Genomic DNA, 21560 nt, shown 5'->3' with positions numbered 1-21560 from the left:
TATGGCGGGATGCGGATCCGACCCGTGGGCCGGCACGCCCTCCTGCTCGACTGCGACGACCCCGGCCAGGTCGAACAGTGGCGGGCCGAGCTGTGGCGACGCCGCACGACCGGTGAGCTGAGCGCCACCGAGATCGTCCCGGGGGCCGGCACCGTCCTGCTCGACGGGGTGCCCGACCCGGAGTCCACCGCCGCCCGGATCGCCGGCTGGACCCCCGCGCCCGTCACCACCACGGCCGGCACCGCGACGGTCGACGTCCCCACCGTGTACGACGGGGAAGACCTGCCCCGGGTCGCCGAGCACTGGCGGACCACCGTGCCCGAGGTGGTGCGACGCCTGGCGGACACCGAGTTCCGGGTGGCGTTCTGCGGCTTCGCCCCCGGCTTCGGCTACCTGACCGGGCTGCCCACGCGGTACGCGGTGCCCCGACTGTCCACCCCGCGCCCCCGGGTGCCCGCCGGCTCGGTGGCCCTCGCCGGGCCGTACGCGGGTATCTATCCGACCGCCTCGCCGGGCGGCTGGCTGCTGGTGGGGCGGACGACGCTCACCCTCTTCGACGTGTCCGCCGACCCGCCGGCCACCCTCACCCCCGGCACCCGGGTCCGGCTGGTGACGGTGTGACCGGGCGGCACGCGGAGCAGGAAACCGCGGGCGCGATCGAGGTACGGCGGGCGGGACCGCGTACCACCGTGCAGGACCTGGGGCGGCCCGGCTGGGCGCACCTCGGCGTACCCCGGTCGGGGGCGCTCGATCCGGCGGCGTTGGCGCTGGCGAACCGGCTGGTCGGCAACCCGGCGGACACCGCCGGTCTGGAGCTGACCCTCGGCGGGTGCGAGCTGCGGCTGACCCGCGCCGGCACGGTGGCGGTGACCGGGGCCGACGTCGACGTCCGGGTCGACCGGCGACCCGGCGACGTGGGCCGACCACTGGCGGTCCCGGCGGGGGCGGTGCTGCGGATCGGCCCACCCCGACACGGGCTGCGCAACTGGCTGGCGGTCGACGGCGGGATCGCCGTCGACCCGGTGCTCGGCAGCCGCGCCACCGACACCCTCTCCGGCCTCGGCCCACCCCCGGTCCGCGACGGCGACCGGCTCCCGCTCGGTCCGCCGGCCGGGCCGCCCGCACCGGTGGACTTCACCGTGGGCCGACCGGTGCCGGCGGAGCTGTGGCTGACCCTGCGCCCCGGCCCGCGCGCCGACTGGTTCACCGCCGGGGCGATGGCGTCGCTGCTCGGCACGGCGTACACGGTGAGTCCGGTGAGTGACCGGGTCGGCGCGCGACTGGTCGGCGCGCCGCTGCCCCGCGCGGTGGCCGGTGAGCTGCCCAGCGAGGGCGTGGTGCTCGGCGCGGTGCAGGTGCCCGCCGACGGCCAGCCGTTGATCTTCCTGGCGGACCATCCGACCACCGGCGGCTACCCGGTGATCGGCGTGGTGGACGACGTGACCGGGCTCGCGCAGGCCCGACCGGGGACTACGGTGAGGTTCCATGGACCTCAACGCTGACCTCGGCGAGGGATTCGGCATCTGGCGGCTCGGCGACGACGAGGCGCTGCTCGACCTGGTCACCTCCGCCAACGTGGCGTGCGGCTTCCACGGCGGCGACCCGTCGACCATGCGGCGGGTCTGCGCCGCCGCCGCCGAACGCGGCGTCGCCGTCGGTGCGCAGGTCGGCTACCGGGACCTCGCCGGCTTCGGCCGCCGGCACATCGCGTACGGCTTCGACGAGCTGCGCGACGAGGTGACCTACCAGCTCGGGGCGCTCGACGCGTTCTGCCGGCCGTACCGGACCCGGGTCCGGTACCTCAAGCCGCACGGCGCGCTCTACCACGCGGCGGCCACCGACGAGGTGCAGGCCGCCGCCCTGGTCGCGGCGGTCAGCGGGTACGACCACGAGCTGCCGATCCTCTGCGCGCCCGGCTCCACCCTCGCCCAGCTCGCCGTCGGCGCGGGCCTGCGGGCGGTCGCCGAGGGCTTCGCCGATCGGGGTTACCTGCCCAATGGGACGTTGGTGCCGCGCACCGCGCTGGGCGCGCTGGTCACCGACCCGGAGGAGGTGGCACTGCGGGCGGTCCGGATGGCCACCGAGCACACGGTGGTGGCGGTCGACGGGACCGTCGTACCGTGCCCGGTCGCCTCGATCTGCCTGCACGGGGACAGCCCGGGCGCGGTCGCCTCGGCCGCCCTGGTGCGGGCCGCGCTGATCGACGCCGGAGTCACCCCCACCCCGTTCGCCTGACGGCTCGCGCTCAGGTGTCCAGGCCGCGCAGCACCAGCGGAACCCGGGTCGCGCCGTCGCCTGCCACCCGTACCGGGACGCCCCAGTCCTGGCGGGTCAGGTGGCAGGCGGCGTGCTCGACGTCGGCGTCGCAGGTGGCGGCCTGCGCGGTCACCTGGAGCACCCCCTGCGGCACGGCCGGGTCGACCACCAGCCGGCGGGACAGCTCGGTGCCGGTGCCCGCCCCCTCAATGAGCAGCTCCGGCGGTGAGGCCGAGACGACCAGCCGGGTCGACGGGCCGTACGTCTCATCCAGCTTCTGCCCCGGCGCCGGCGTGAAGATCACCTCCAGGGTCACCTCGCCGGCCGCGACGTCGGTGGGTTTGCGCTCCAGCCGGTGCCGGGGGCCGTCCACCGTGTCCGCCCCGGCGGCGGTCAACGCGCCCGGGGCGAGCCGGGTCAACCGGTGCGCGGCCGACTCCACCACCAGCACCCCGCCGTCGGCGGTGAGCACCAGGTCGCTCGGCTCGGCCAGCCCGTCGGCCACCGTGGCGACCAGGCCGGTCGCCGGGTCGAAGCGGCGGACCGCGCCGTTGTAGGTGTCGGCGATCAGCACCGAGCCGTCGGGCAGCGCGCACACCCCCAGCGGATGCTGGAGCAACGCCAGGTCGGCCGGCCCGTCCACGTGCCCGAAGTCGAACAGCCCCTGCCCGACGGCGGTGCCGAGCACGCCGTTCTGCACGTACCGGATGGCGCTGGTCTCGCTGTCGGCCACCCAGAGCCGCGCGCCGTCGGCCGAGACGGACAGGCCGGACGGCTGGGCCAGCCACGCCTCGGCCAGCGGCCCGTCGCGCAGCGCCTCGACGGTGGTGCCCGCCCACATGCCGGCGGTCCGCTTGACCGGGTCGAACCACCAGAGCTGGTGGATGCCGGCCATCGCCACGATGACCCTGCCGTCGTACCAGGCCAGGTCCCAGGGGGAGGAGAGGTCGACGGAGAGCGCGTCGTGGGCGTGGTCGTCAACGGTGGAGCGCCACTGCCGGCCGGTGCCGGCGACCGTGCTCACCTCGCCGGTGTCCAGGCGTACGCCGCGCAGCAGGTGGTTGACGGTGTCGGCGACCAGCAGGTCGTAGCCGGCGACCTCGGCGACGTGTGGGGGCAGCAGGCAGAGCCCCTGTGGCTCGGCGAACCCCGCCGAGGCGGCCGGCCCGTCGACCCGACCCCGCTCCCCGGAGCCGATCCGCCGGACCGGCGTCTCGCCGTCGGGGGCCAGCTCGACCAGGCTGTGCCGGGCCGAGTCCGAGACCAGCAGGTTCCCGCCGTCGAGCAGCACGGCCTTACCGGGGAAGCGCAGCGTCGTCTCCGCATGTGTCGGCGGCACGTACGGCCCGTCGCCCCGGTGCAGGGTGCCCTTGGCCTCGTGGGTGGCGATCAGGTCGTCGACCAGCCGAATCAGCCCCTCGGCGTGGCCCTCGCCGGCCATCGTGGCGACCACGTAACCCTCCGGGTCGACCACCGCCAGGGTGGGCCACGCCTTCGCCGCGTACTGCTGCCACATGTCCAGCTCGGGGTCGTCGAGCACCGGGTGGTGCACGCCGTACCGCTCGACGGCGGCGGCCAGCGCGGCCGGGTCCTTCTCGTGCTCGAACTTCGGCGAGTGCACCCCGACGACGACCAGCACGTCGGCGTACTTCTCCTCCAGCGGGCGCAACTCGTCGAGCACGTGCAGGCAGTTGATGCAGCAGAAGGTCCAAAAATCTAACAAGGCGATCTTTCCCCGCAGGTCGGCGAGCCGCAGCTCCCGCCCACCGGTGTTCAACCAGCCCCGACCCCGCAGCTCTGGTGCCCGTACCCGTGCGCTCATGCCCCCATCGTGCCGCACCGCCTGCCGACGGGTCGCACGAAGGGCTCAGTGGTCGGGTGGCTGTGCCCAGGACAGGAAACGGTCGGTGAGATTGTTCGACCGGCCGCTGTCGAGCTGGGTGAGATGATCTTCCGCCTCCCGTTGCAGCGTGGACAGCAGGGCCAGCAGAGCCGGCCGGTCGTCGGCGAACGCGGCGAGCAGGACGAGTTTCGCCTCCCCGCACGGCCACGGGTTCGCGTCGAGGCGGCACAGCCAGATCGGGCGCAGCGGTCGGTGGGCGAGCCCGTCGAGCGGCGTCACGCCGACACCGCCGAGCCGCGAGCTGCCGACCTGGTCGCTGCCCGTGGTGCGGGCGGCCGGGCCGCTGCCGGAGGCGGGGAGGGAAACCGACGCACCCCGGCGCGGCGGACGTACAGCTCGCGCCGTCGTCGGGCCAGGCCGTCCGGCCCCAGCTCGTACGCCTCGATCCAGGCCCAGCCGTCGTACGTGTGGCGGTCGGTCAGCTCGCGGATCACCCGCACCGTGATCGGCCTGACGAACTGCGGGCTGGCCTCGCGGGTCAGGTGGAGCAGGTCGCCGCCCCTCAGTCTCGGTTCCTTCATCGCCCCGGCCCCCGGTTCCGGCTCTCCGTCCAGCGACCCGCCAAGACGACGTTCGTCATGCGGCCCGGTCCCCGGTAGGGCGGGATGAACGGCCCGATCGGGCCGGGGACGATCGGCGGTGCGGGCGGTGGTGGTGGTGCGGGCGGCGGGGTTGGTTGGGGCTTCGGAGCGGGCTTCTTCGGCTCTGTGGACACGACTCTCCCTGTGACGGTGTGGCGTCGGGCTGCCCCGGTGCTGCTGTCGGGGCAGCCCGACCACGAACGCGACCGCCGGGCTTCTCCGCACCGGTCGCGCCGTTCCGTTTTCCACCCTGGACTTCCGCCCTTCGGCTTCGGAATAGTGATCAGGTGATTGCGGAGCGCAACGAAACGTTGTGAGCTGGCAAGGAATACAGCGGGCTGCCGTGGAAGGGTGTGGAAGCCGTGGGAATCTCTCCGTCGGAGTACCTCCTTCGAGAACTGCGGCGACGTCGGGCGGCTGCCGGGCTCACCCAGACGCAGCTCGGCGAGCGGATCTTCTGCTCGGATTCGCAGGTGAGCGCGATCGAGACCGGCGTGAAGCCGCCGACCCTGCCCTACCTGGCGTCGGTGGACGAGGCGCTGGGAACGGAGGGCTACTTCACGACTCTCTGGGACGAGTTGGTCAAGAGCGATGCGGCCCCGGTGTGGCTGCGCGAGTGGATCGAGATCGAGCGCGAGGCGACCGCACTGCGCTGGTATGAGCACGCCTTCGTGCCCGGTCTCCTGCAGACCGAGGGGTATGCCCGTGCCACTTTTCAGGCGGCCCGGGTGCCGACCTCGGAGCTTGACCGACGGGTTGCGGCCCGTCTCGAACGGCAGGTCGTCCTTGACCGTGACCCCGCACCCCAACTCTTCGTCGTCCTGGACGAGGCCGTCCTTCGACGGCCGTGCGGTGGGCCTGCCGTCATGGCAGAGCAGCTTGCGCACCTCATAGCCTGTGCTGAACAGCCGCATATCCAGTTGCGCGTCGTCCCGATGTCCGCTGGCATGTATCCGGGCCTGGCCGGGGCATTTATCATTGCTGACATGCCCGACGGCTCCCGGGCCGGATACGTTGACAACCAACTGGCGGCGCAGGTCATTGGGCAGGCTGAACTGATTGCCGACCTCGGTGTGTCGTGGGACGCTATCCGAGGTGAAGCGTTGCCGCTGGGCCTGACCCTGGACCTTCTCACGGAAGTAGCGAGGACATGGACCTGACTGGAGCCACGTGGCGGAAGTCTTCCCGCTCGTCCACCAATGGCGGCGCATGCGTCGAGGTTGCCGGGAATCTGGTCGACGCGGTCGGCGTACGGGACAGCAAGGACCCGAACGGCCCTGCTCTCGTCTTCGCCCCAGCGGCTTGGCGAGCATTCGTCGGCCGACTTCCCGAGCGGGCCTGATCGTTCCAACGCCGTAGAGCGCGGGTGCAATCGAGCGGCTGTGCTCTCAGGGAGAGGACCCTCTCAGGGAGGGAACTGATGTGCGCGTGCTGGCTGACTGTAAAGCCGTTCATTGTTGGTCGATCGAGGGAGATGTGAATTCGGCGTAGGCACGAAGAGTTTCATATAATTCGTCCCACGCGAATATTCTTCCCCACGTACTGTGACTGCATGCTTTGGCTAGTTCCGGCAGGAGGTCGGGCGCTAGTTGTGGATGGCGGCGTGAAAACTCGATTAATGTTTCCCTTGCTTCTCGGCGTACGTCATCATTTCTGTCCACTAGTAAGGGCAGGAATACCTTTTGGAGTTTTTTCGAGGCCGGCGCGTGACGCAGCGCCTGAACCGCTTTCGCCCTTGTTTGCGCTATTTTGTCCTCGGTGGTGAGGGTAATCAATGTGGCAGTGGTGGATTTTGTGAATATGCCGACCTTGGCCAGCGCTCGGATTGCCTCAACCTGTGTATCCGGGTTGGTGTGGGTGCTGGCGAGATTGGTCATCGCGATGATGGTGGGTTCGGTGAGTGTGCCTGCTTCGGTCAGCGCTCGGATTGCCTCGATCTGTACGCGCCAGTAGGTGTGCGTAGTGGCGAGGGTGGTCAGTGTGGTGGTGGTGGGTTCGGTGAGTGTGCCTGCTTCGGCCAGTGCTCGGATCGCTTCGATCTGTATGTCCGGGTTGGTGTGGGTGCTGGCGAGGGTGGTCGCCGTGACGGTGACGGGTTCGGTGAGTGTGCCTGCTTCGGCCAGTGCTCGGATCGCTTCGATCTGTACCTCTGGGTTGGTGTGGGTGGTGGCGAGGGTGGTCAGTGTGGTGGTGGTGGGTTCGGTGAGTGTGCCTGCTTCGGCCAGTGCTCGGATCGCTTCGATCTGTACCTCTGGGTTGGTGTGGGTGGTGGCGAGGGTGGTCAGTGTGGTGGTGGTGGGTTCGGTGAGTGTGCCTGCTTCGGCCAGTGCTCGGATCGCTTCGATCTGTACCTCTGGGTCGGTGTGGGTGGTGGCGAGGGTGGTCAATGTGGTGATGGTGGGTTCGGTGAGTGCGGCACCGTCGGCCAGTGCCCGGATTGCTCGGATCTGTACGTAAGGGTCGTTGTGAGTGATTGCGAGGGTGGTCAGTGTGGTGGTGGTGGGTTCGGGGAGTGCGCCGCCTTCGGCCAGTGCCCGGATCACTCCGATCTGTACGCGTGAATGGATGTGGGTGGTGGCGAGGGTGGTAAGTGCGGTGATGGCGCGTTCGGTGAGTGCGCCGGATTCCCTCAGCGCCCGGAACGCCTCGATCTGTACGCGCCAGTAGGTGTCGGTGGTGGCGAGGGTGGTCAGTGTGGTGGTGGTGGGTTCGTTCAGCGCGCCGAGCCGGGCTGCGATGGCCGCAAGTTGGCACCAGCGCTGCAGAGTGATGTCACCCGATGGGACGGCACGACTGTCCAGGGCGGCGCGGAGTCGATCTGCGGCCTTGGTGCCGCCCAGCGCGGCGAACCGCTCCGACAGGGCGTTCCGATAGGCGGAGAAGCGGCACCGGCCGTTTTCCTGGTCGAACCACTCGTCGACCGCCTGGTTGATCACCGCGTCGATGGTCGCGGTCTTCAGCGGTGTGTCGTCGGCCAGGACCCGGAGCATGAACAGGAAGTCCCGGCCCAGCAGTTCTTCGTACGGGCTCGGATCGCCCTCGCCCGGATAGATCGCCTTTGCCACCACGTCGTCGATCTGTTCGACGTAGTCGGTGCCGATCAGGCCGAGCGCGAGCAGGATCGGCTCCTCGTAGCGGGGGTCGTGCAGCCGGCGGCGGATCTCGCTGATCCGGTCGGTGGCCGAGCCACGGAACGCCAGCGCCCGGCCGGCGTAGTACTCCTCGAAGGTCAGATGGGCGAAGCCGTAGCGGCCGGGAGCACGCTCGACCAGCAGGCCGGTATGGGTGTCGGCCTTGTCGACGAAGTCGAGCACCCCCAGCCCGGCGTCGGTGCGCAGCGGGTCGGCGGCTTCCAGCACGCGTGGATCCCACCCGGTGCCCTGGTGCGCCGCCCAGAGCGGGCCGAGGACGTCGAGCAGTTCTCGGCGGGTGGCGGCTCCCTCCGGGCGGTGCTCGTGCATCCACCAGCCCAGCTCGGTCAGCCACCGGGTCAGGATCCGCTCGTCGGGCAGGTCGGCCTCGGCGACCCCCTGGGCGCTGCGCCAGGTGCGCCCGAGCGCGTTGCACACCTCTACGTACGCCTCGACGCGGCGGTGCGGGAGCCGGCCGCTGGCCCGGTGCACCAGCACCAAAGCGGTCAGCAGCAGGGGGTTGGCGGCCAGCCGGCGTACCCCGGCGTTGGTCGTGAGGGCCTGTTCGATCGCGGCGGCCTCGCGTGCGCCGGCCAGCCGGGTCGCCTCGGCGGACCGGCCCGGAGTTTCGGCGCGTTCGACCTCGCGGCAGTAGACGTCGAGGAACCGGGTGATCGTCGGGTCGTCCATGTCCTGGAGCCGCACCGCGCGGAACGGTTCCGGCAGCGGGGCGGCCTGATAGCCGGCGATCCGGCTGGTCACCACGAACCGGTTGCCCTGCCGTGCGTGGGCGGTCACGAAGTTGACCACCGCCGTGACCACGCCCCGGCGCAGCTCGGCCGAGGCGATCTCGTCCAGGCCGTCCAGCAGCACCAGGCAGCGGCCGGCGTCGAGCTGGCGGCGCAGCAGATCGGCCAGGCCCGGCAGGGTGCACTCCGCTCGGCGGAGCTGGCCGGGCAGGAAGTCGCCGATGCCCACCGTGGAGAATCCGTGGCGGGCGTACTCGCCGATGCGGAGGTAGACCGGGAACAGTGCGTCCCGGCCCTGGACCTGCTCGCCGCTGATGAGCGCCCGGGCGTGGGTCAGGGCCAGGTAGCGCAACAGGGTGGTCTTGCCCGTCCCCGGATCGCCCAGCACCAGCAATTGGGCGGCGTCGCGGGCCTCGTCGAGCACCGGCTGCCGGGCCGGCTGTTCGGTCTCGGCGGCGAACCGGTGGCCGTACTCCGTCTGCAACCGGTCGAGGGCGGCCTCGAAACCGGTGTGGTCCAGCGCCCCCTCGGCCACCAGGGCGGCCAGCCGTTCCCGCTCGCGCTCGAACCAGGCCCGCGCCCGGTCGCCGGGGTTGCGGTCCGGCCGCGCCTGCAACCCGACGAACACCTCGCCTAACGGAAGCTGCACGGTGGTGTTCCGGACCACCCCCACGGTACGCAGGTAGCGGTGCTGGTCGATCAGCCAGTGCAGGTAGGCGATCCGGTCCTCGTCGGTGGCGTCGACCGCGCCCAGGTGCTCGGCGATGCGGCTGGCCGCCTGGGCGGTCGAGGCGGCATCGGAGCGGCCGAGCACACCCTGGAGGGCCGTCTCGCGGCGTACCTCGGCGGCCAGCCCGTCGAGCAGGGCCTTGAACGCCGGCCGCAGCAGGCCGACCCGGTCGTACCGCTCGTCGTCGGAGGCGGCCGGGTCCAACGCGTCGACGGCCCGTTCCGCCAGCCGCACCGGCGAGGGCGGCACACCGGGGACGAGTACCTTCGCCAGCTCGGGAGCGCCCTCGTGCACCCAGAAGCCGTCGTTGATGTCGAACTCGGCCAGCCGGTCGCCGTACGACCGGTTCAGCTCGGTGAGGGCGCGGCGCAACGCGCGCTCCAACGCCTTGTGCTCCGGGTCTCCCCAGACGCGGGCCTTGACGCCCTTGGCGGCGGCGGTGCCGATCTCCTTGCCGAGCTGCGCCAGGATCGGCTTCGCCAGCGCCGTGGCCAGCGCGACAGGGTCCATGGCCGGCAAGTGTAGGCGGACCGACCACAAGGGATAGTCGTATAGCCGACCGGCTCCTGGTCAGGGGGTCAGGTCGACGGTGACGGTGACCCGGCCCCGGTCGTCTCGGCGGGCCACCGCGTGCCCGGCCCGGTCGACCCCGTCGAGGTTCAGCGAGATCGGGCCGCCCGCGCCCAGGAAGTTCCGCCACCACTGCTTGGCATCGGGCATCGCGACCCGGATGACCACCGTATCGCCGGCCTGTCGGTACGCGACCGGCGTGCTGAACGTCCGCCCGGAACGGCGACCGGTATAGGTGACCACGGTCAGGTGCCGCCGGAGGAACCGCCCCCAGCGTGGCGAGGACCGCAGCGCCATGATCCGGGCGTTGAACGTCCGGGCGAATCCCGAGGGGAACGATCCCCGATGACCCATCCGGGCCTCCGTCGTCGATGTGAAAGCTCCACGCCGACCGTAACACCGGCCGGCCCCCGGGAACGTGAGGGAGAGCCGTGACCGCCGGCCACTACCGGGCCGGGAAGTGATGTCGGCGTACACCGGTATGCCTGTCAGTCATGTTTATGCCTGTCAGGCATACCGCTCTCCGGAGACGGTGTGGGTCGCCGCCGCCGCGCCCGGAGGGGTGGGGCGTGGGAGGCCGCCGCGCCCGGAGGGTGGGCGTGGGACGCCGCCGCGCCCGGAGGGACGAGACGTGGGTCGTCGCTGCGTAAGGGAGGGGCGAGGCGAGGGGTCGCCGCTGCCGAGTCGGGACGGCGGCGGTCACGACGGAGCCGCGCGGGAGGGTCCGACCCTGCCCGCGCGGCCACGAACGGGAAGGTCAGCAGCGACCGACCATCGTCTTCACGTCGTAGGTGGTGTTGACCCAGGTGTCGGCCACGTAGCCGGTCACGCCCGTCGCCGGGTTGGTGATCCGGTCCCAGGTGGACGACGGCCAGTAGCCGCCGCTGACGTACTCGCCGAAGGTGTAGCAGGCGATGTTCACCGTCGCGCCGTAGGAGACGGAGCCGGCGATGCCGTAGGTGGTGCCGGGCCCGGTGCGGATGTTGAGCGACGGGTTGGCCAGGATCGTGCCGGTCACGCCGGTCGGTGGGTCGCCGGTGCCGCCGAGACGGGCCACTGCGGCCTGCGCGGCGGACAGATAGCCCGCGTACGCCCCGTTGTTGTACGTCGACCAGGGCTGCCAGTTGCTGCCGCCGCTGGAGATGTTATAGGCGGCGTTGGCGTTGCACTGGGCGGTGTACGCGCAACTGTCGGTGACGGTGGGGTGGTAGCAGTTGTTGATCTGCCACAGCCCCCGGTCCAGCGAACCGTTCGAGCAGCCGGCGGTGGGGCCGTTGCTGCCCACCGCCGACGGGTTGCAGGAGGACTCGGCCATCGCGACGGCCACGGCCGTGACCAGCGGGTTGTTCCGGAACCCGGCGGCGTAGGCGACCTGCGCGCACAGGTCGATGCCGACCGCGTTGACGCCCACCCGGGCCGTCTTCGCGCTGGTGGCGGGGCCACCGACACTGGCCGGCTTGGCCTGGTCGGCGGGCCGGGGAGCCGGCTTGGCCTGCTGGTCGGCGGGACCGGGAGCCGGTCTGGCGTGGGCGGCCGGGGCGGTGGTGGTGGGCGCGGCGGTGGCGGCGGCGGGCATGGTGCCGGCACCGGCGACGGCGACCAGCGCCAGGCCGAGGGCCAGCCGCAGCGCACGCCGGGCGGCAGGGGTGGGAAGGGGGAGACGCATCATGATCCTTTCGGCGGACGACCGGAGGGGAGCCGGGTGGGGGCGTCAGCGCCCGGTCCACTCCGGGTCGGCGTAGGACCAGCCGAGGTACGGCGCACCGGGCCAGGTCAGCGACACGCGGCGGACGGTGGCCGCCGAGGTGATGTAGTTGCCGTTGCCCTCGGAGAGCATCACGTGGCCGTAGTACCCGTTGATCGACGCGGCGGCGTAGAAGACCAGCGCGCCCGCCGGCGGGGTGCCCGAGGTGCGGATCATGCCGCGCGAGAGCAGCGAGTTGTAGTGCACGATGGCGGACGCGTAGCCGCTGGCGGCCCGACCGTAGGCGTGCCCGACGAAGTTGTCGCACCAACCGTCCCACTGGTGGTTGGAGTCCCCCAGGTCCCCGTTGGTGTACGCCTGGCCGATGACCGACCGGGCCCAGGCCATCGCCCGGTCCTCGCGGGTACCGGTGGGCGGCGGGGTGGTGGTGCACTCCGGCTCGTTGGGCAGGTACTGGTTGAACCCCGGGGTGTTGGTGTAGTAGTCACTGATCCAGCCACTGGCCGGGGCGCTGATCCGGTGCCAGACCGAGTTGCCGGAGATGTTGCGTCCGCGTACCGCGCACTCGGCGGTGAATCCGGTGCCGTCGCCGAGGACGGCCACCGTGCCGGCGTTCGCGTCGTACGGGCTGGTGCGGACCATCAGGCCGGCGCCGCCCGTGCCGGCGACGCTGTAGCCGGTGATGCCGGCGAACGACGGCGAGGCCGTGCCCACCAGGACCATCGCCGTGACACCCCAGGCGGCGAGGACCCGTCCGACGAGCCTCGGCAGCCGCCGGCGGGGCGTCGACCCCGGGGCGTTCGTGCCGTTCGTGTGGTACACGCGGTTCTCCTGTCGAGAGTTCGGCACCGCCCCGGGACCGGCGCGGTGTTTCCGTCGGACGGTGAGCCGGGTGATCCGTGTCCGGGGCGAACGTCGATACCGGACGGTCCGGATGCGTGCCCCACTCGACACTCCCCGTGAGATCATATTCACCGGCACCTATCAGGCGGGTGGCTGCTCCGGGTCGATCCTGTCGTGACGCCCGCCTGTAAAGCACTGGCGTGACGGACGTTGACACCAGGGTTTACACGCAGGGGAGGGTTCATGACGGGGCGAAGCGGACGACCCGACGGCCAGGTGCCCGGCGACATCCGGGACCACGGCGGTGACACCCGGCACCGCGAGTTCGTCGCCGACCTCGCCCGGCTGCGGCGCGACGCAGGGCAACCCTCCCTGCGCAAGATGTCCGCGACCGCGCACTACTCACACACCGCCCTGGCGGGCGTGCTGTCCGGCACCCGGCTGCCGTCGCTGGAACTGACCATGGCGTTCGTCCGGGCCTGTGGTGGGGACGAGGAGGCCTGGCGGGTGCGCTGGCACCGGGAGGCCGAAACGGGCCAGGCGACCGAGCCGGACCCGGGACGACCGGCGGAGCGGCGACCGACGCCGACGCGGCGGCCGGCGGTGTCCCGCTGGGCGCTGGCCGCGACGGCGGGCCTGACGGTGCTCGTCGCCGGCTCGGTCGTTCCGCTGCTGGCCGATTCGGGCATCGGCCCGGACCGGCGGGCGGACCGGCCCACCGAAGCCTCGACCCCGGCACCCACGACCGCCGCCGTCGCGGACGGGGCGGACCCGCAGGAGGCGCGCTGCCAGGTCGACGCGGTCAGTGTGGAGACCGTCCCGGTCCCGGACCCCGACCCGAAACAACAGCCCTACGGCAGCCTGACGCTGCGCCACTCGCCGCGCTGCCAGGCGGCCTGGCCGCTCTTCGTCTCCACCGAGCGGGTGCCGACCGGGGCGACCGTCCGGCTGGCCGCCACCCGCCCGTCCGACGGGGCGACCAGCCGGTTCGACTATCCGTACATGGTGAAACGCCAGGTCTACAGTGTCTTCGGCAACGTGCTGCGGACCACCGGGGGCTGTGTGTCGGTCACCGTGGACATCACCGCGGCGGACAACCGCCGCCTGCTGGCGAGCGCCCGGACCCCCTGCGTACGGCTCGGTTCCCGGACCTGACGGCGCCCCCCGCGCGGACGCGGGGGGCGCTGGTCGGCCTGTGGTCAGACGTGCTGGGTCTCGGTGGTCGAGGGGTGCAGCTCGGCGGTCGTCCCGGTGACGAACCGGCCGGTGCTCGCACTGCGGTTGACCTCGCGGTCCCCGCCGCCGCCGACCTGCTCGGTGGTCGTGTGCCGGGGCTCCCGCTCGGTGGTGCTCTCCGTGACGAACCTACCGCTGCGGGCGCTGCGGTTGACCTCGTGCTCGTTGCCGGCCATGGGGGACCTCCTCGGGCTCAACGTCTGCGTGCCCTCAAGACTGCCCAGTGTGCGGCCGCCGAAACACCGACGGCGGGGGCACGGTAGACCGCGCCCCCGCCGCCGTACGTCGTTACTGGCCGGCCGGCTTCAGGCAGAGCACCCGGTCGACCCCGCCGCCCTGGAGCACCACGTGCGGCTGGGTCGGGTCGGTGCACTTCTCCTTGGCGTCCACCTTGGAGACGACCGTGAAGGCACCCGGTTCGCTGCAGCCCGCCGCGCTCGCACCGGTGCCGGACTGCTTGACGCAGGAGCCGACGGCCGGGTTGAACGGGGCCGGCTCGTCGTCCGCACCGATCTTGCCGAGGAGCATCAGCAGCCCCAGCGGGACGGCCAGGATCAGCACCGCCACGATCAGCACCAGGGCGAGCACCCGACCGTTACGTACCTTCGGCGTGGGCTGCTCGGCCTTCTGCTCCGGCTCGGCCTCCGGCTTGAACGCGTCGAAACGCCCATGCTCCGAGTCGGACTCGACCGGCCAACTGGCGGTGCCGGGCTGCTGCCCGGCCGGGCCGAACTGCTGCCCCGTGGACGGGAACTGCTGCCCGGCGGGCGGGAAGGGCGACGCGTACCCGCCGTGGGCCGGGTCGTGGGCCGGGTGGCCGTACCCCGGCACGGGCGCGGCACCCGCCGGTGCACCACTGGTCGGGCCACCGCTGGTCGGGCGGCTGCCGAACGGCTCGGCGGGCTGGTCGGCCGGCCCGTGCGGCCGGGTGCCGTTCATCGGCCGGTTACTGCCGGCCGGGTCGGCGAAGGCCGGGATGCCGCCGCCGAACGCGGGCGGGGCGGACGAGGGCTTCTCACCACCGAAGCCGTGCGCCCGGTCCTGGTCGTCGAAGCGGGAGTCGTGGTCGGGACGCGGAGCGTCGCGCTCCTCGGCCTCGTCCGCCGGCTCCGGGCGGGTCGCCCGCCCGTACACCCGGGGCTGCGGGACCACCGGACCACCTGGACGTGCCCCCTGGTCGGACGGCGGCGCGACCCGGCTGGCCGTCGGCACCGAGGCGCTGGCGGAGGCCCGGCCGACGGCACCGGAATCCCCGCTGTCGGCGGCCGGTACCGGGGCACGGCCGGCACCCTCGGACTCGGGCGCGGTCCGCTGGGCGGGCAACACCGGCCCGGCCGTCGGCGGTGGCTGCTCGGTCGCGCCCCAGCCGGCCGCCTCACGGCCGTGTGGCTGCTGGTCGACCGGGCCGCCCTGCTGGGGCTGGGCCGGCGGGACGTAATCGGCCGGCGGTGCGGCGGCCAGGCTGGCCCCGGGGACGCGCTGCTCCTGCGGCGGGAGCGGCACCGCGTTGGCCGGTGAGATGCCGGGGGCCGGCCCCGGCTGGTAGATCGGCTGGTCGTCGCCGCGACGTGGCTCCCAGCCGCCTTCGGCGGGCTGTGCGGCGGGCTCGACACGGCCCCACGCCTGCCCGGGTGCCCACGGCTCGGCGTCCGGCACGACCGGAATCTCGACACCCGCCCGGTGTGGCGGCTGCGGGTCACCGGTGGCACCGGCCCAGGAGGGCGGACCGTCCGGTGCGGCGACCGACGTGGCGGACCGGGCGGGCAGCTCCGGTGGTGCCGGCCAGGCCGCCCCGGACTCGGGACGGTCCTCCCGGGAGGGTACGGCGGCCGCACCCCGCGAGCCGGACTGTGGCGTCGGCCACTGCTGGCCCGGGGCCGGGTCGTCCTGACGCGGCTGGTCGTCGTGGGATGCCGCAGCCGGCCAGTTGTCGAGGGCCGGCTGCTCGCGGCGGCCCTCCCAGCGGGCCGTGGCGGGCTCGTCCGGTGCCCACTGTGGTGCCCGGTCGTTCGGCGACCCGTTCGGCCAGTCACCGGAGCGGCCGGCGTCGTCCGGGCCGGGCCGGTTGGCGGGCCAGCTGCCGGCCCGGGCCGGGGCTTCCCCGGTGGACCAGCCCTCGCCCGCCGGAGCGTCGGCCGCCGGCACCTGGGCGCCGCCGTGGCCGCCGGCCTCCGGCTGTGGCCAGGCCGCGGTCTGGTTCGGAGTCTCGGGCTGCGGCCAGGGCGCGGTCTGGTTCGGGGCCTCGGGCTGCGGCCAGGGCGCGGTCTGGTTGGCGGGTTCAGGCTGGGCCGGTACGGGGACCGAGGCCCGACCGGCGGGGCGGGGTGCCTCGTCGGGGTGGGACGCGGTGCCGGTCGCCCAGCCGCCGGAGTTCCCCGGTGCGTCCTGGGGGCCGCCGGGCCAGCCGTCCCGGGTCGGGGCGGCCCCGACCCGCTCGTCGGCGGACCAGCCGTTGCCGCGGCCGGCGTCGGCCCGGTCGTCGGCCGGCCAGCCACCGGCGCGGGGCTCCTCCTGCGCGGGCGCGGGCGCGGTGCCCCAGCCGTTGGCGCCGGGGGTCGCGTCGTGCGGTGTGGAGCTCTGGGCGGGCCAGCCGGCGGGCGCGGCCGGAGCAGGGTCGGGCGGGGCGGACCAACCGCCACCGGACGGGTTGTCGGGCTGCGGCACCCGGGCGGCGCCACGGGCACCGGGTTCGGGTTGCGCCCAGGCCGGTTGGCCGGGCTGCCCGGCCCAGGCGGGTGCCGTGGCACCGGCCGGCGGAGTCCATGCCTCGGTCGGCTCGGACTGCCGGGGAGCCTGCGGGCCACCCCAGGCCGCCGGCTGGGCCGGTGGGGTCCAGGAGGGACCGGTCGGCTCGGCCCGACCGGTGGGGGGCGGCGGCGCCCAGCCGAGGTCGGGTGTGGCGGGGGTGCCGTACCCGGGGTCCTGCTGCGGCTGCCGGTCGCCGTACGACGCCGGTCCCCCGGAGCCCGGTGGCACCTCGTCCGGCTCCTGGCCGGGGCGATGCTGGCCCTCGGACGTCATGGGTTCGCCTCCTCCATCACATGTCGGCCGCCGATGCCGTCCGTCCGGTCGGCTGTGTCACCGGTGCCCGGCCGGCTCGGCCGTGTGGGCTCCCCGCACGGTATCCGGTTCGCGCGCGGGGCACCCAGGGAGCACCGACCGTCACTCCGCGTCGCCGGACGGTGTCGATCGGCGTCCATCCGGCGCGATCGGTGTCCAGGTCGGCGGGTGGCGACCGGAACCACCGTACCGGGCGTCGTGGCGAGGTGGAATCCCGGTCTCAACCGGTCGGGAACGCCGATGACCCGCCCGGGGTCCGGGCGGGTCATCGATCTGGAGGAGGGAGATGAAAGTCGGTGCCGGGTCAGCTCATGTGACGCTGGGCAATCGCGATGATCTCATCGCGGACCGCGGGCGAGTTGGCGGACCGCAGCGCGTGCTCGATGGCACGGGCCCGACGGGTGGCGTCACGACGGGTGCGGATTCGCTCGATCATGCTCATGGTGTCTCTCCTCCGAACTATTCGGTTGTCAGTCCCTGATGACTCCATTGAACACCGATCGGCCGTCGTTCGCCATCGATTATTAGGTGAGCTGAGACACCCGCCTAAGGATCGAAGGTTGAGAAGAGGTCTGGGTCACGTTTTCTTCCCTCAACGGCAACGGCCGGTGTGCCGGGCGTTCACCCCGGGCACACCGGCCGTCACCGGACGGTCACCGTCGTCAGGTCCAGGCGAGCAGCGCCGCCTCCGGGTCGGCGAGGAAGTCCCCGATGTCCCGGAGGAACCTCGAGCCCAGCTCGCCGTCGATGATCCGGTGGTCGAAGGAAAGTCCCAAAGTGGTCACCAGGCGTGGCTTGACCTTCCCCTTGTGCACCCACGGCAGTTCGCGGACCGCCCCGAAGGCCAGGATCGCCGCCTCGCCCGGGGGCAGGATGGGAGTGCCGGTGTCCACCCCGAAGACCCCGACGTTGGTGATCGTCAGGGTGCCGCCGGACATGTCCGCCGGGGAGGTCCTCCCCGCCTTCGCGGTCTGGACCAGCCCGGTCAGCGCGTCCGCCAGCTCGCGCAGCGTGAGCCGGCCGGCGTCCTTGACGTTCGGCACGATCAGGCCGCGCTCGGTTGCCGCCGCGATGCCCAGGTTGACGTACTCCTTGACGACGATCTCGTCGCCGGCCCACGTCGAGTTGACCATCGGGTGCCGGCGGACCGCCAGCAGCACCGCCTTGGCGACCAGCAGCAACGGCGAAACCCGCACGTCGCGCCACTCCCGCCGGTCGCGCAGCCGGTCCAGCGCCTTCATCGCCCGGGTCACGTCCACGGTCAGGAACTCCGTGACATGCGGAGCGGTGAACGCCGAGCGGGCCATGTTCTCGGCGGTGAGTCGGCGTACCCCCTTGACCGGGATGCGCTGCTCGCGGTCCGCGCCGAAGCTCGCGCCCGAGGTGCCCGACAGCGTCCCCGCCGCGCTCCCCGCCGAGGCCGTGCCCCCCGCCACGACCATGCCACCGGCCACCGCGCCCCCGGCCGCCGTTGTCCCGGCCACCGCCCGCTGGACGTCCTCCCGGGTGATCGAACCGAGCGGACCGGACCCGACCAGCACCCCCAGATCGACCCCGAGGTCCTTCGCGAGCTTCCGCACCGGCGGCTTCGCCAACACCGGCCCACCCGCACTCCGTCGATCATGGACTCGTGGTGCCGAATTTGCGGTAACTGGGACAGTTTTGTCCCCCACCACAACTCCATGATCGGCTGGGGCTGGGGCTGGGGCTGGGGGTGAGGGTGAGGGTGAGGGAGGGGGTGGGGGGAGAGGGAGGGGGAAGGGGTGGGTGGGGTGGGGGGTTTGCGGGGGCGGCGTTTGGCGGGGGTGGTGCGGGGGCCGTAGCCGACCAGGACGGCGGTCCGGCCGCCTGGGGCGACGCCGCCGATCAGGCCCGGCTCGACCATGCCCTCGGCTGGGGCGACCTGCACCGCGGCCAGTGACGCGGCCGACGGGGTGGGCAGGTCCGGCGTGGCGGTGGCGGTGGTGGACTCGGCGATCGGGCCGGCACCCGGGTCGGTGTCGATCGCGATGATCGGGGTGCCGACCTCGACGGTGCTCCCTTCCGGGTGGAAGATCGACCGCACCTCACCGGCCCACTTCGCCGGGATCTCGACGGCCGCCTTGGCCGTCTCCACCTCGACGATCGGCTGGTTCAGCTCGATGACGTCGCCCACCTTGACCAGCCAGGCGAGGATCTCGCCCTCGGTCAGGCCCTCGCCCAGGTCGGGCAGGTTGAACTCCTTGATCCGGGACATCGCGCTCACCAGCCGAAGGTGCGGTCGACGGCGTCGAGCACCCGGTCGAGGTCGGGCAGGTACTCCTCCTCCACCCGGCTGGCCGGGTAGGGGGTGTCGAAACCGGTGACCCGCAGCACCGGGGACTCCAGGGAGTAGAAGCACTCCTCGGTGATCCGGGCCGCGATCTCCGAGCCCAGCCCCAGGTTGCCCGGGGCCTCGTGGACGACGACGCACCGGCCGGTGCGCCGTACCGACTCGTAGACGGCGGTCAGGTCCAGCGGAGAGAGGGTGCGCAGGTCGACGACCTCCAGCTCACGGCCGTCCTCGGCGGCGGCGGTCGCCGCGTCCAGCGCGGTCCGCACCATCGGGCCGTACGCCAGCACTGTCGCGTCGGTGCCGGGCCGCACCACCCGGGCGGCGTGCAGCGGGTACGCCCCGGACAGCGGGACGTCCAGCTCGACCGGACCCTTCTCCCAGTAGCGCCGCTTCGGCTCCAGGAAGACGATCGGGTCGTCCGAGGCGACAGCCTGCTGGATCATCACGTAGGCGTCCTGCGGGTTGGCGCAGGTCACCACCTTCAGGCCGGCGGTGTGCGCGAAGTACGCCTCCGGCGACTCGGAGTGGTGTTCCACCGCGCCGATGCCGCCGCCGTAGGGGATCCGGATCACCATCGGGATGGTGACCTTGCCCTGCGAGCGGTAGTGCATCTTGGCCACCTGCGACACGATCTGGTCGTACGCCGGGTAGACGAAGCCGTCGAACTGGATCTCGCAGATCGGCCGGAAACCCCGGATGGCCAGGCCGACCGCGGTGCCGATGATGCCGGACTCGGCCAGCGGGGTGTCGATCACCCGCTGGTCGCCGAAGTCCTTCTGGAGGCCGTCGGTGATCCGGAAGACGCCGCCGAGCTTGCCGACGTCCTCACCCATGATGACGACCTTCGGGTCGTTCTCCAGCGCCCGGCGCAGGCCGGTGTTGAGGGCCTTGCCGAGGGTGAGCGTCTCCGTGGCCATCAGTGCGCGCTCCCCTCGAACGACTCCAGGTACCTGCTGAACTGCGCCCGCTGCGCGTCCACCTCGGGTGAGCCGTGCGGGTAGACGTGGTCGAACATCGACACCGGAGCCGGGTCGGGCAGGTCGAGCACCCGTTCGCGCAGGTGCACCGACTCGGCGCGGGCCTGCTCGTCGACCTCGGCGAAGAAGTCTGCGTCGGCGATCTGCTGCTTGTCGAGGAACGCCTTCATCCGGGCGATCGGGTCCTTGGCCTGCCAGGCCTCGACCTCGCTGGCGATCCGGTAACGGGTCGGGTCGTCGGAGGTGGTGTGCGCGCCCATCCGGTAGGTGAACGCCTCGATCAGGCTGGGGCCCTGGCCGAGCCGGGCGTTGTCCAGCGCGTGCCGGGTCACCGCGTACGACGCGAGCACGTCGTTGCCGTCCACCCGGACGCCGGGGAAGCCGAAGCCGCCGGCCCGCCGGTAGAGGGGCACCCGGGTCTGGCGCTCCAGCGGCTCGGAGATGGCGTACTGGTTGTTCTGGCAGAAGAAGACCAGGGGGGCGTTGAAGACGCTGGCCCAGACGAACGCCTCGTTGACGTCGCCCTGGCTGGTGGCGCCGTCGCCGAAGTAGGCGATCACCGCCTCGCCGTCCTCGGTGCCGGTGCGGCCGTCCATGTGGACGCCCATGGCGTACCCGGTCGCGTGCAGGGTCTGTGCCCCGATGACGATCGTGTACATGTTGAACTTGAACTCGTTCGGATCCCAGCCGCCCTGGTCGACGCCACGGAACAGGCCGAGCGGCATGATCGGGTCGATGCCCCGGCAGTAGAGGACGCCGTGCTCCCGGTAGGTCGGGAAGGCCATGTCCTGGCTGCGCAGCGCCCGCCCGGAACCGACCTGGGCCGCCTCCTGGCCGAGCAGCGAGGCCCACAGGCCCAGCTCGCCCTGCCGCTGCAACGCGGTCGCCTCGGCGTCGAGCTTGCGGACCAGGACCAGGTCGCGGTAGAGGCCGCGGTACTCCTCGTCGGTGAAGTCGACGCGGTACTCGGTGCCGTCCGGACCGACGGCGCTCTCGATCCGCTCGCCGGTCGGGGTGAGCAGCTGTACGAGTTCCGGCTCGCCGGTCGCGGCGGCTCGCCGGGACCGGGGTGCGGCTCGCCGGCCGCGGCTGGAGACCGCAGGGTCGCCCTTTGCCATCCGTCTCTCCCTGTCGTGTCTGTGCCCGAGCCGGGGGGTCACCCGTCCGCGCACAACGTGCGCCGGCCCGGCTGTTGCCGGACTGGTTCCTGGCGGCCGTGCCTAGCCCCGGTGGGGGTTGCCGCACTGCCTGAGCCGGATCCAAGGGTCGAACCCGGTTCGGGAGCTCCGGCGACCAGCTACGCCTGCCACGGGGTACGCGGAGGTGCGGCTGCGTTGCCGTCGTGTCTGAATGATTGCAGAGGTGGTGAGCGGCCCCACAGTATGGTCCGCCGGCTGGTGGTGACATGTCCGCTTCACGACCCGTGGACCTTTTTGCCGTGGCGGGCGTCCGGCCTCGACGGACTTTTTGTGTGTCGACACGCGGTAGTGCCTGGTGAACTGGGC

At 72.4% G+C, this 21560-nt stretch carries 18 protein-coding genes and 2 pseudogenes; 6 read left to right on the top strand and 14 right to left on the bottom strand.

Annotation, left to right across the window (positions count from 1 at the left end; genetic code table 11):
* Positions 1-9: 9 nt before the first annotated feature.
* Genes GA0070623_RS17860 through GA0070623_RS17850 form a run of 3 tightly spaced genes read left to right on the top strand, consistent with a single transcriptional unit; the run spans position 10 to position 2235 of the window.
* Positions 10-621, top strand: coding sequence for a 5-oxoprolinase subunit B family protein (locus tag GA0070623_RS17860; protein ID WP_067300680.1), 612 nt, complete (start codon positions 10-12; stop codon positions 619-621).
* Complete coding sequence (locus GA0070623_RS17855) at positions 618-1502, top strand: 5-oxoprolinase subunit C family protein (RefSeq protein WP_067300677.1); 885 nt, start codon at positions 618-620, stop codon at positions 1500-1502. Before GA0070623_RS17860 ends, GA0070623_RS17855 begins: the two co-directional genes overlap by 4 nt.
* A complete protein-coding gene (locus tag GA0070623_RS17850; protein ID WP_067300674.1) occupies positions 1486-2235 on the top strand; it encodes a LamB/YcsF family protein in 750 nt (249 codons plus the stop codon). The genes GA0070623_RS17855 and GA0070623_RS17850 overlap by 17 nt, the downstream gene beginning before the upstream one ends.
* 10 nt (positions 2236-2245) lie before the next feature.
* Here the strand turns inward: GA0070623_RS17850 and GA0070623_RS17845 are convergent, their stop codons facing one another.
* Genes GA0070623_RS17845 through GA0070623_RS17835 form a run of 3 tightly spaced genes read right to left on the bottom strand, consistent with a single transcriptional unit; the run spans position 2246 to position 4680 of the window.
* Positions 2246-4078: an NHL domain-containing thioredoxin family protein gene (locus GA0070623_RS17845; protein ID WP_067300671.1), complete on the bottom strand. Its 1833-nt coding sequence runs from the start codon at positions 4076-4078 to the stop codon at positions 2246-2248.
* 45 nt (positions 4079-4123) lie between these two features.
* Entirely contained in the window at positions 4124-4378 is a 255-nt protein-coding gene (locus GA0070623_RS17840) for a hypothetical protein (RefSeq protein WP_067300668.1), read from the bottom strand.
* Positions 4375-4680: a hypothetical protein gene (locus tag GA0070623_RS17835; protein WP_067300665.1), complete on the bottom strand. Its 306-nt coding sequence runs from the start codon at positions 4678-4680 to the stop codon at positions 4375-4377. Before GA0070623_RS17835 ends, GA0070623_RS17840 begins: the two co-directional genes overlap by 4 nt.
* Before the next feature lie 413 nt (positions 4681-5093).
* On the opposite strand from GA0070623_RS17835, the gene GA0070623_RS17830 reads away from it, so the two are divergent.
* Together GA0070623_RS17830 and GA0070623_RS17825 are read left to right on the top strand one after the other, a co-directional pair.
* The gene (locus tag GA0070623_RS17830) at positions 5094-5900 is read left to right on the top strand and encodes a helix-turn-helix domain-containing protein (protein WP_407937941.1); all 807 of its coding nucleotides are present in this window, start codon (positions 5094-5096) and stop codon (positions 5898-5900) included.
* A complete protein-coding gene (locus tag GA0070623_RS17825; protein WP_084260977.1) occupies positions 5891-6082 on the top strand; it encodes a DUF397 domain-containing protein in 192 nt (63 codons plus the stop codon). Before GA0070623_RS17830 ends, GA0070623_RS17825 begins: the two co-directional genes overlap by 10 nt.
* A 109-nt stretch (positions 6083-6191) precedes the next feature.
* Here GA0070623_RS17825 and GA0070623_RS17820 read toward each other — a convergent pair whose 3' ends face one another.
* The 4 genes from GA0070623_RS17820 to GA0070623_RS17805 form a co-directional block, all read right to left on the bottom strand.
* On the bottom strand, positions 6192-9860 hold the full coding sequence (locus tag GA0070623_RS17820; RefSeq protein ID WP_089004103.1) for an NACHT domain-containing protein: 3669 nt from the start codon (positions 9858-9860) through the stop codon (positions 6192-6194).
* Positions 9861-9920: 60 nt separating this feature from the next.
* The gene (locus tag GA0070623_RS17815) at positions 9921-10274 is read right to left on the bottom strand and encodes a nitroreductase/quinone reductase family protein (protein WP_067307703.1); all 354 of its coding nucleotides are present in this window, start codon (positions 10272-10274) and stop codon (positions 9921-9923) included.
* A 403-nt stretch (positions 10275-10677) separates the two neighbouring features.
* Positions 10678-11586: an SH3 domain-containing protein gene (locus tag GA0070623_RS30030; protein WP_157746979.1), complete on the bottom strand. Its 909-nt coding sequence runs from the start codon at positions 11584-11586 to the stop codon at positions 10678-10680.
* Positions 11587-11631: 45 nt separating this feature from the next.
* Positions 11632-12447, bottom strand: coding sequence for a hypothetical protein (locus GA0070623_RS17805; protein WP_067307697.1), 816 nt, complete (start codon positions 12445-12447; stop codon positions 11632-11634).
* A gap of 264 nt (positions 12448-12711) precedes the next feature.
* Here GA0070623_RS17805 and GA0070623_RS17800 point away from each other — a divergent pair, with 264 nt between their 5' ends.
* A complete protein-coding gene (locus GA0070623_RS17800; protein WP_084261281.1) occupies positions 12712-13623 on the top strand; it encodes a DUF2690 domain-containing protein in 912 nt (303 codons plus the stop codon).
* 44 nt (positions 13624-13667) lie between these two features.
* Here the strand turns inward: GA0070623_RS17800 and GA0070623_RS17795 are convergent, their stop codons facing one another.
* The 7 genes and pseudogenes from GA0070623_RS17795 to pdhA all read right to left on the bottom strand — a co-directional run bounded on the left by GA0070623_RS17795 (position 13668) and on the right by pdhA (position 21173).
* Positions 13668-13880, bottom strand: a complete 213-nt coding sequence (locus tag GA0070623_RS17795) for a hypothetical protein (protein WP_067307691.1) — start codon at positions 13878-13880, stop codon at positions 13668-13670.
* 112 nt (positions 13881-13992) lie between these two features.
* Positions 13993-16725: an LppU/SCO3897 family protein gene (locus tag GA0070623_RS17790; protein WP_067307688.1), complete on the bottom strand. Its 2733-nt coding sequence runs from the start codon at positions 16723-16725 to the stop codon at positions 13993-13995.
* Between the two features lie 343 nt (positions 16726-17068).
* Positions 17069-17206 carry a hypothetical protein gene (locus GA0070623_RS30405; protein ID WP_172898419.1) on the bottom strand — a complete coding sequence of 46 codons (138 nt, stop codon included), beginning with the start codon at positions 17204-17206 and terminating at the stop codon, positions 17069-17071.
* 220 nt (positions 17207-17426) lie between these two features.
* Positions 17427-18368, bottom strand: a pseudogene (locus tag GA0070623_RS31680) (dihydrolipoamide acetyltransferase family protein); the annotation flags it as partial.
* A gap of 169 nt (positions 18369-18537) precedes the next feature.
* A pseudogene (locus GA0070623_RS31675) lies at positions 18538-19000 on the bottom strand (biotin/lipoyl-containing protein); the annotation flags it as partial.
* A 5-nt stretch (positions 19001-19005) separates the two neighbouring features.
* On the bottom strand, positions 19006-19995 hold the full coding sequence (locus GA0070623_RS17780; protein ID WP_067307685.1) for an alpha-ketoacid dehydrogenase subunit beta: 990 nt from the start codon (positions 19993-19995) through the stop codon (positions 19006-19008).
* A complete protein-coding gene (gene pdhA, locus GA0070623_RS17775) occupies positions 19995-21173 on the bottom strand; it encodes a pyruvate dehydrogenase (acetyl-transferring) E1 component subunit alpha (RefSeq protein ID WP_067307682.1) in 1179 nt (392 codons plus the stop codon). Before pdhA ends, GA0070623_RS17780 begins: the two co-directional genes overlap by 1 nt.
* Positions 21174-21560 lie beyond the last annotated feature (387 nt).

The organism is Micromonospora rifamycinica, assembly GCF_900090265.1.
Lineage (GTDB): Bacteria > Actinomycetota > Actinomycetes > Mycobacteriales > Micromonosporaceae > Micromonospora > Micromonospora rifamycinica.
The sequence above is the reverse complement of the archived record's forward strand: the minus strand, read 5'-3'. Positions and strand labels throughout refer to the sequence as shown.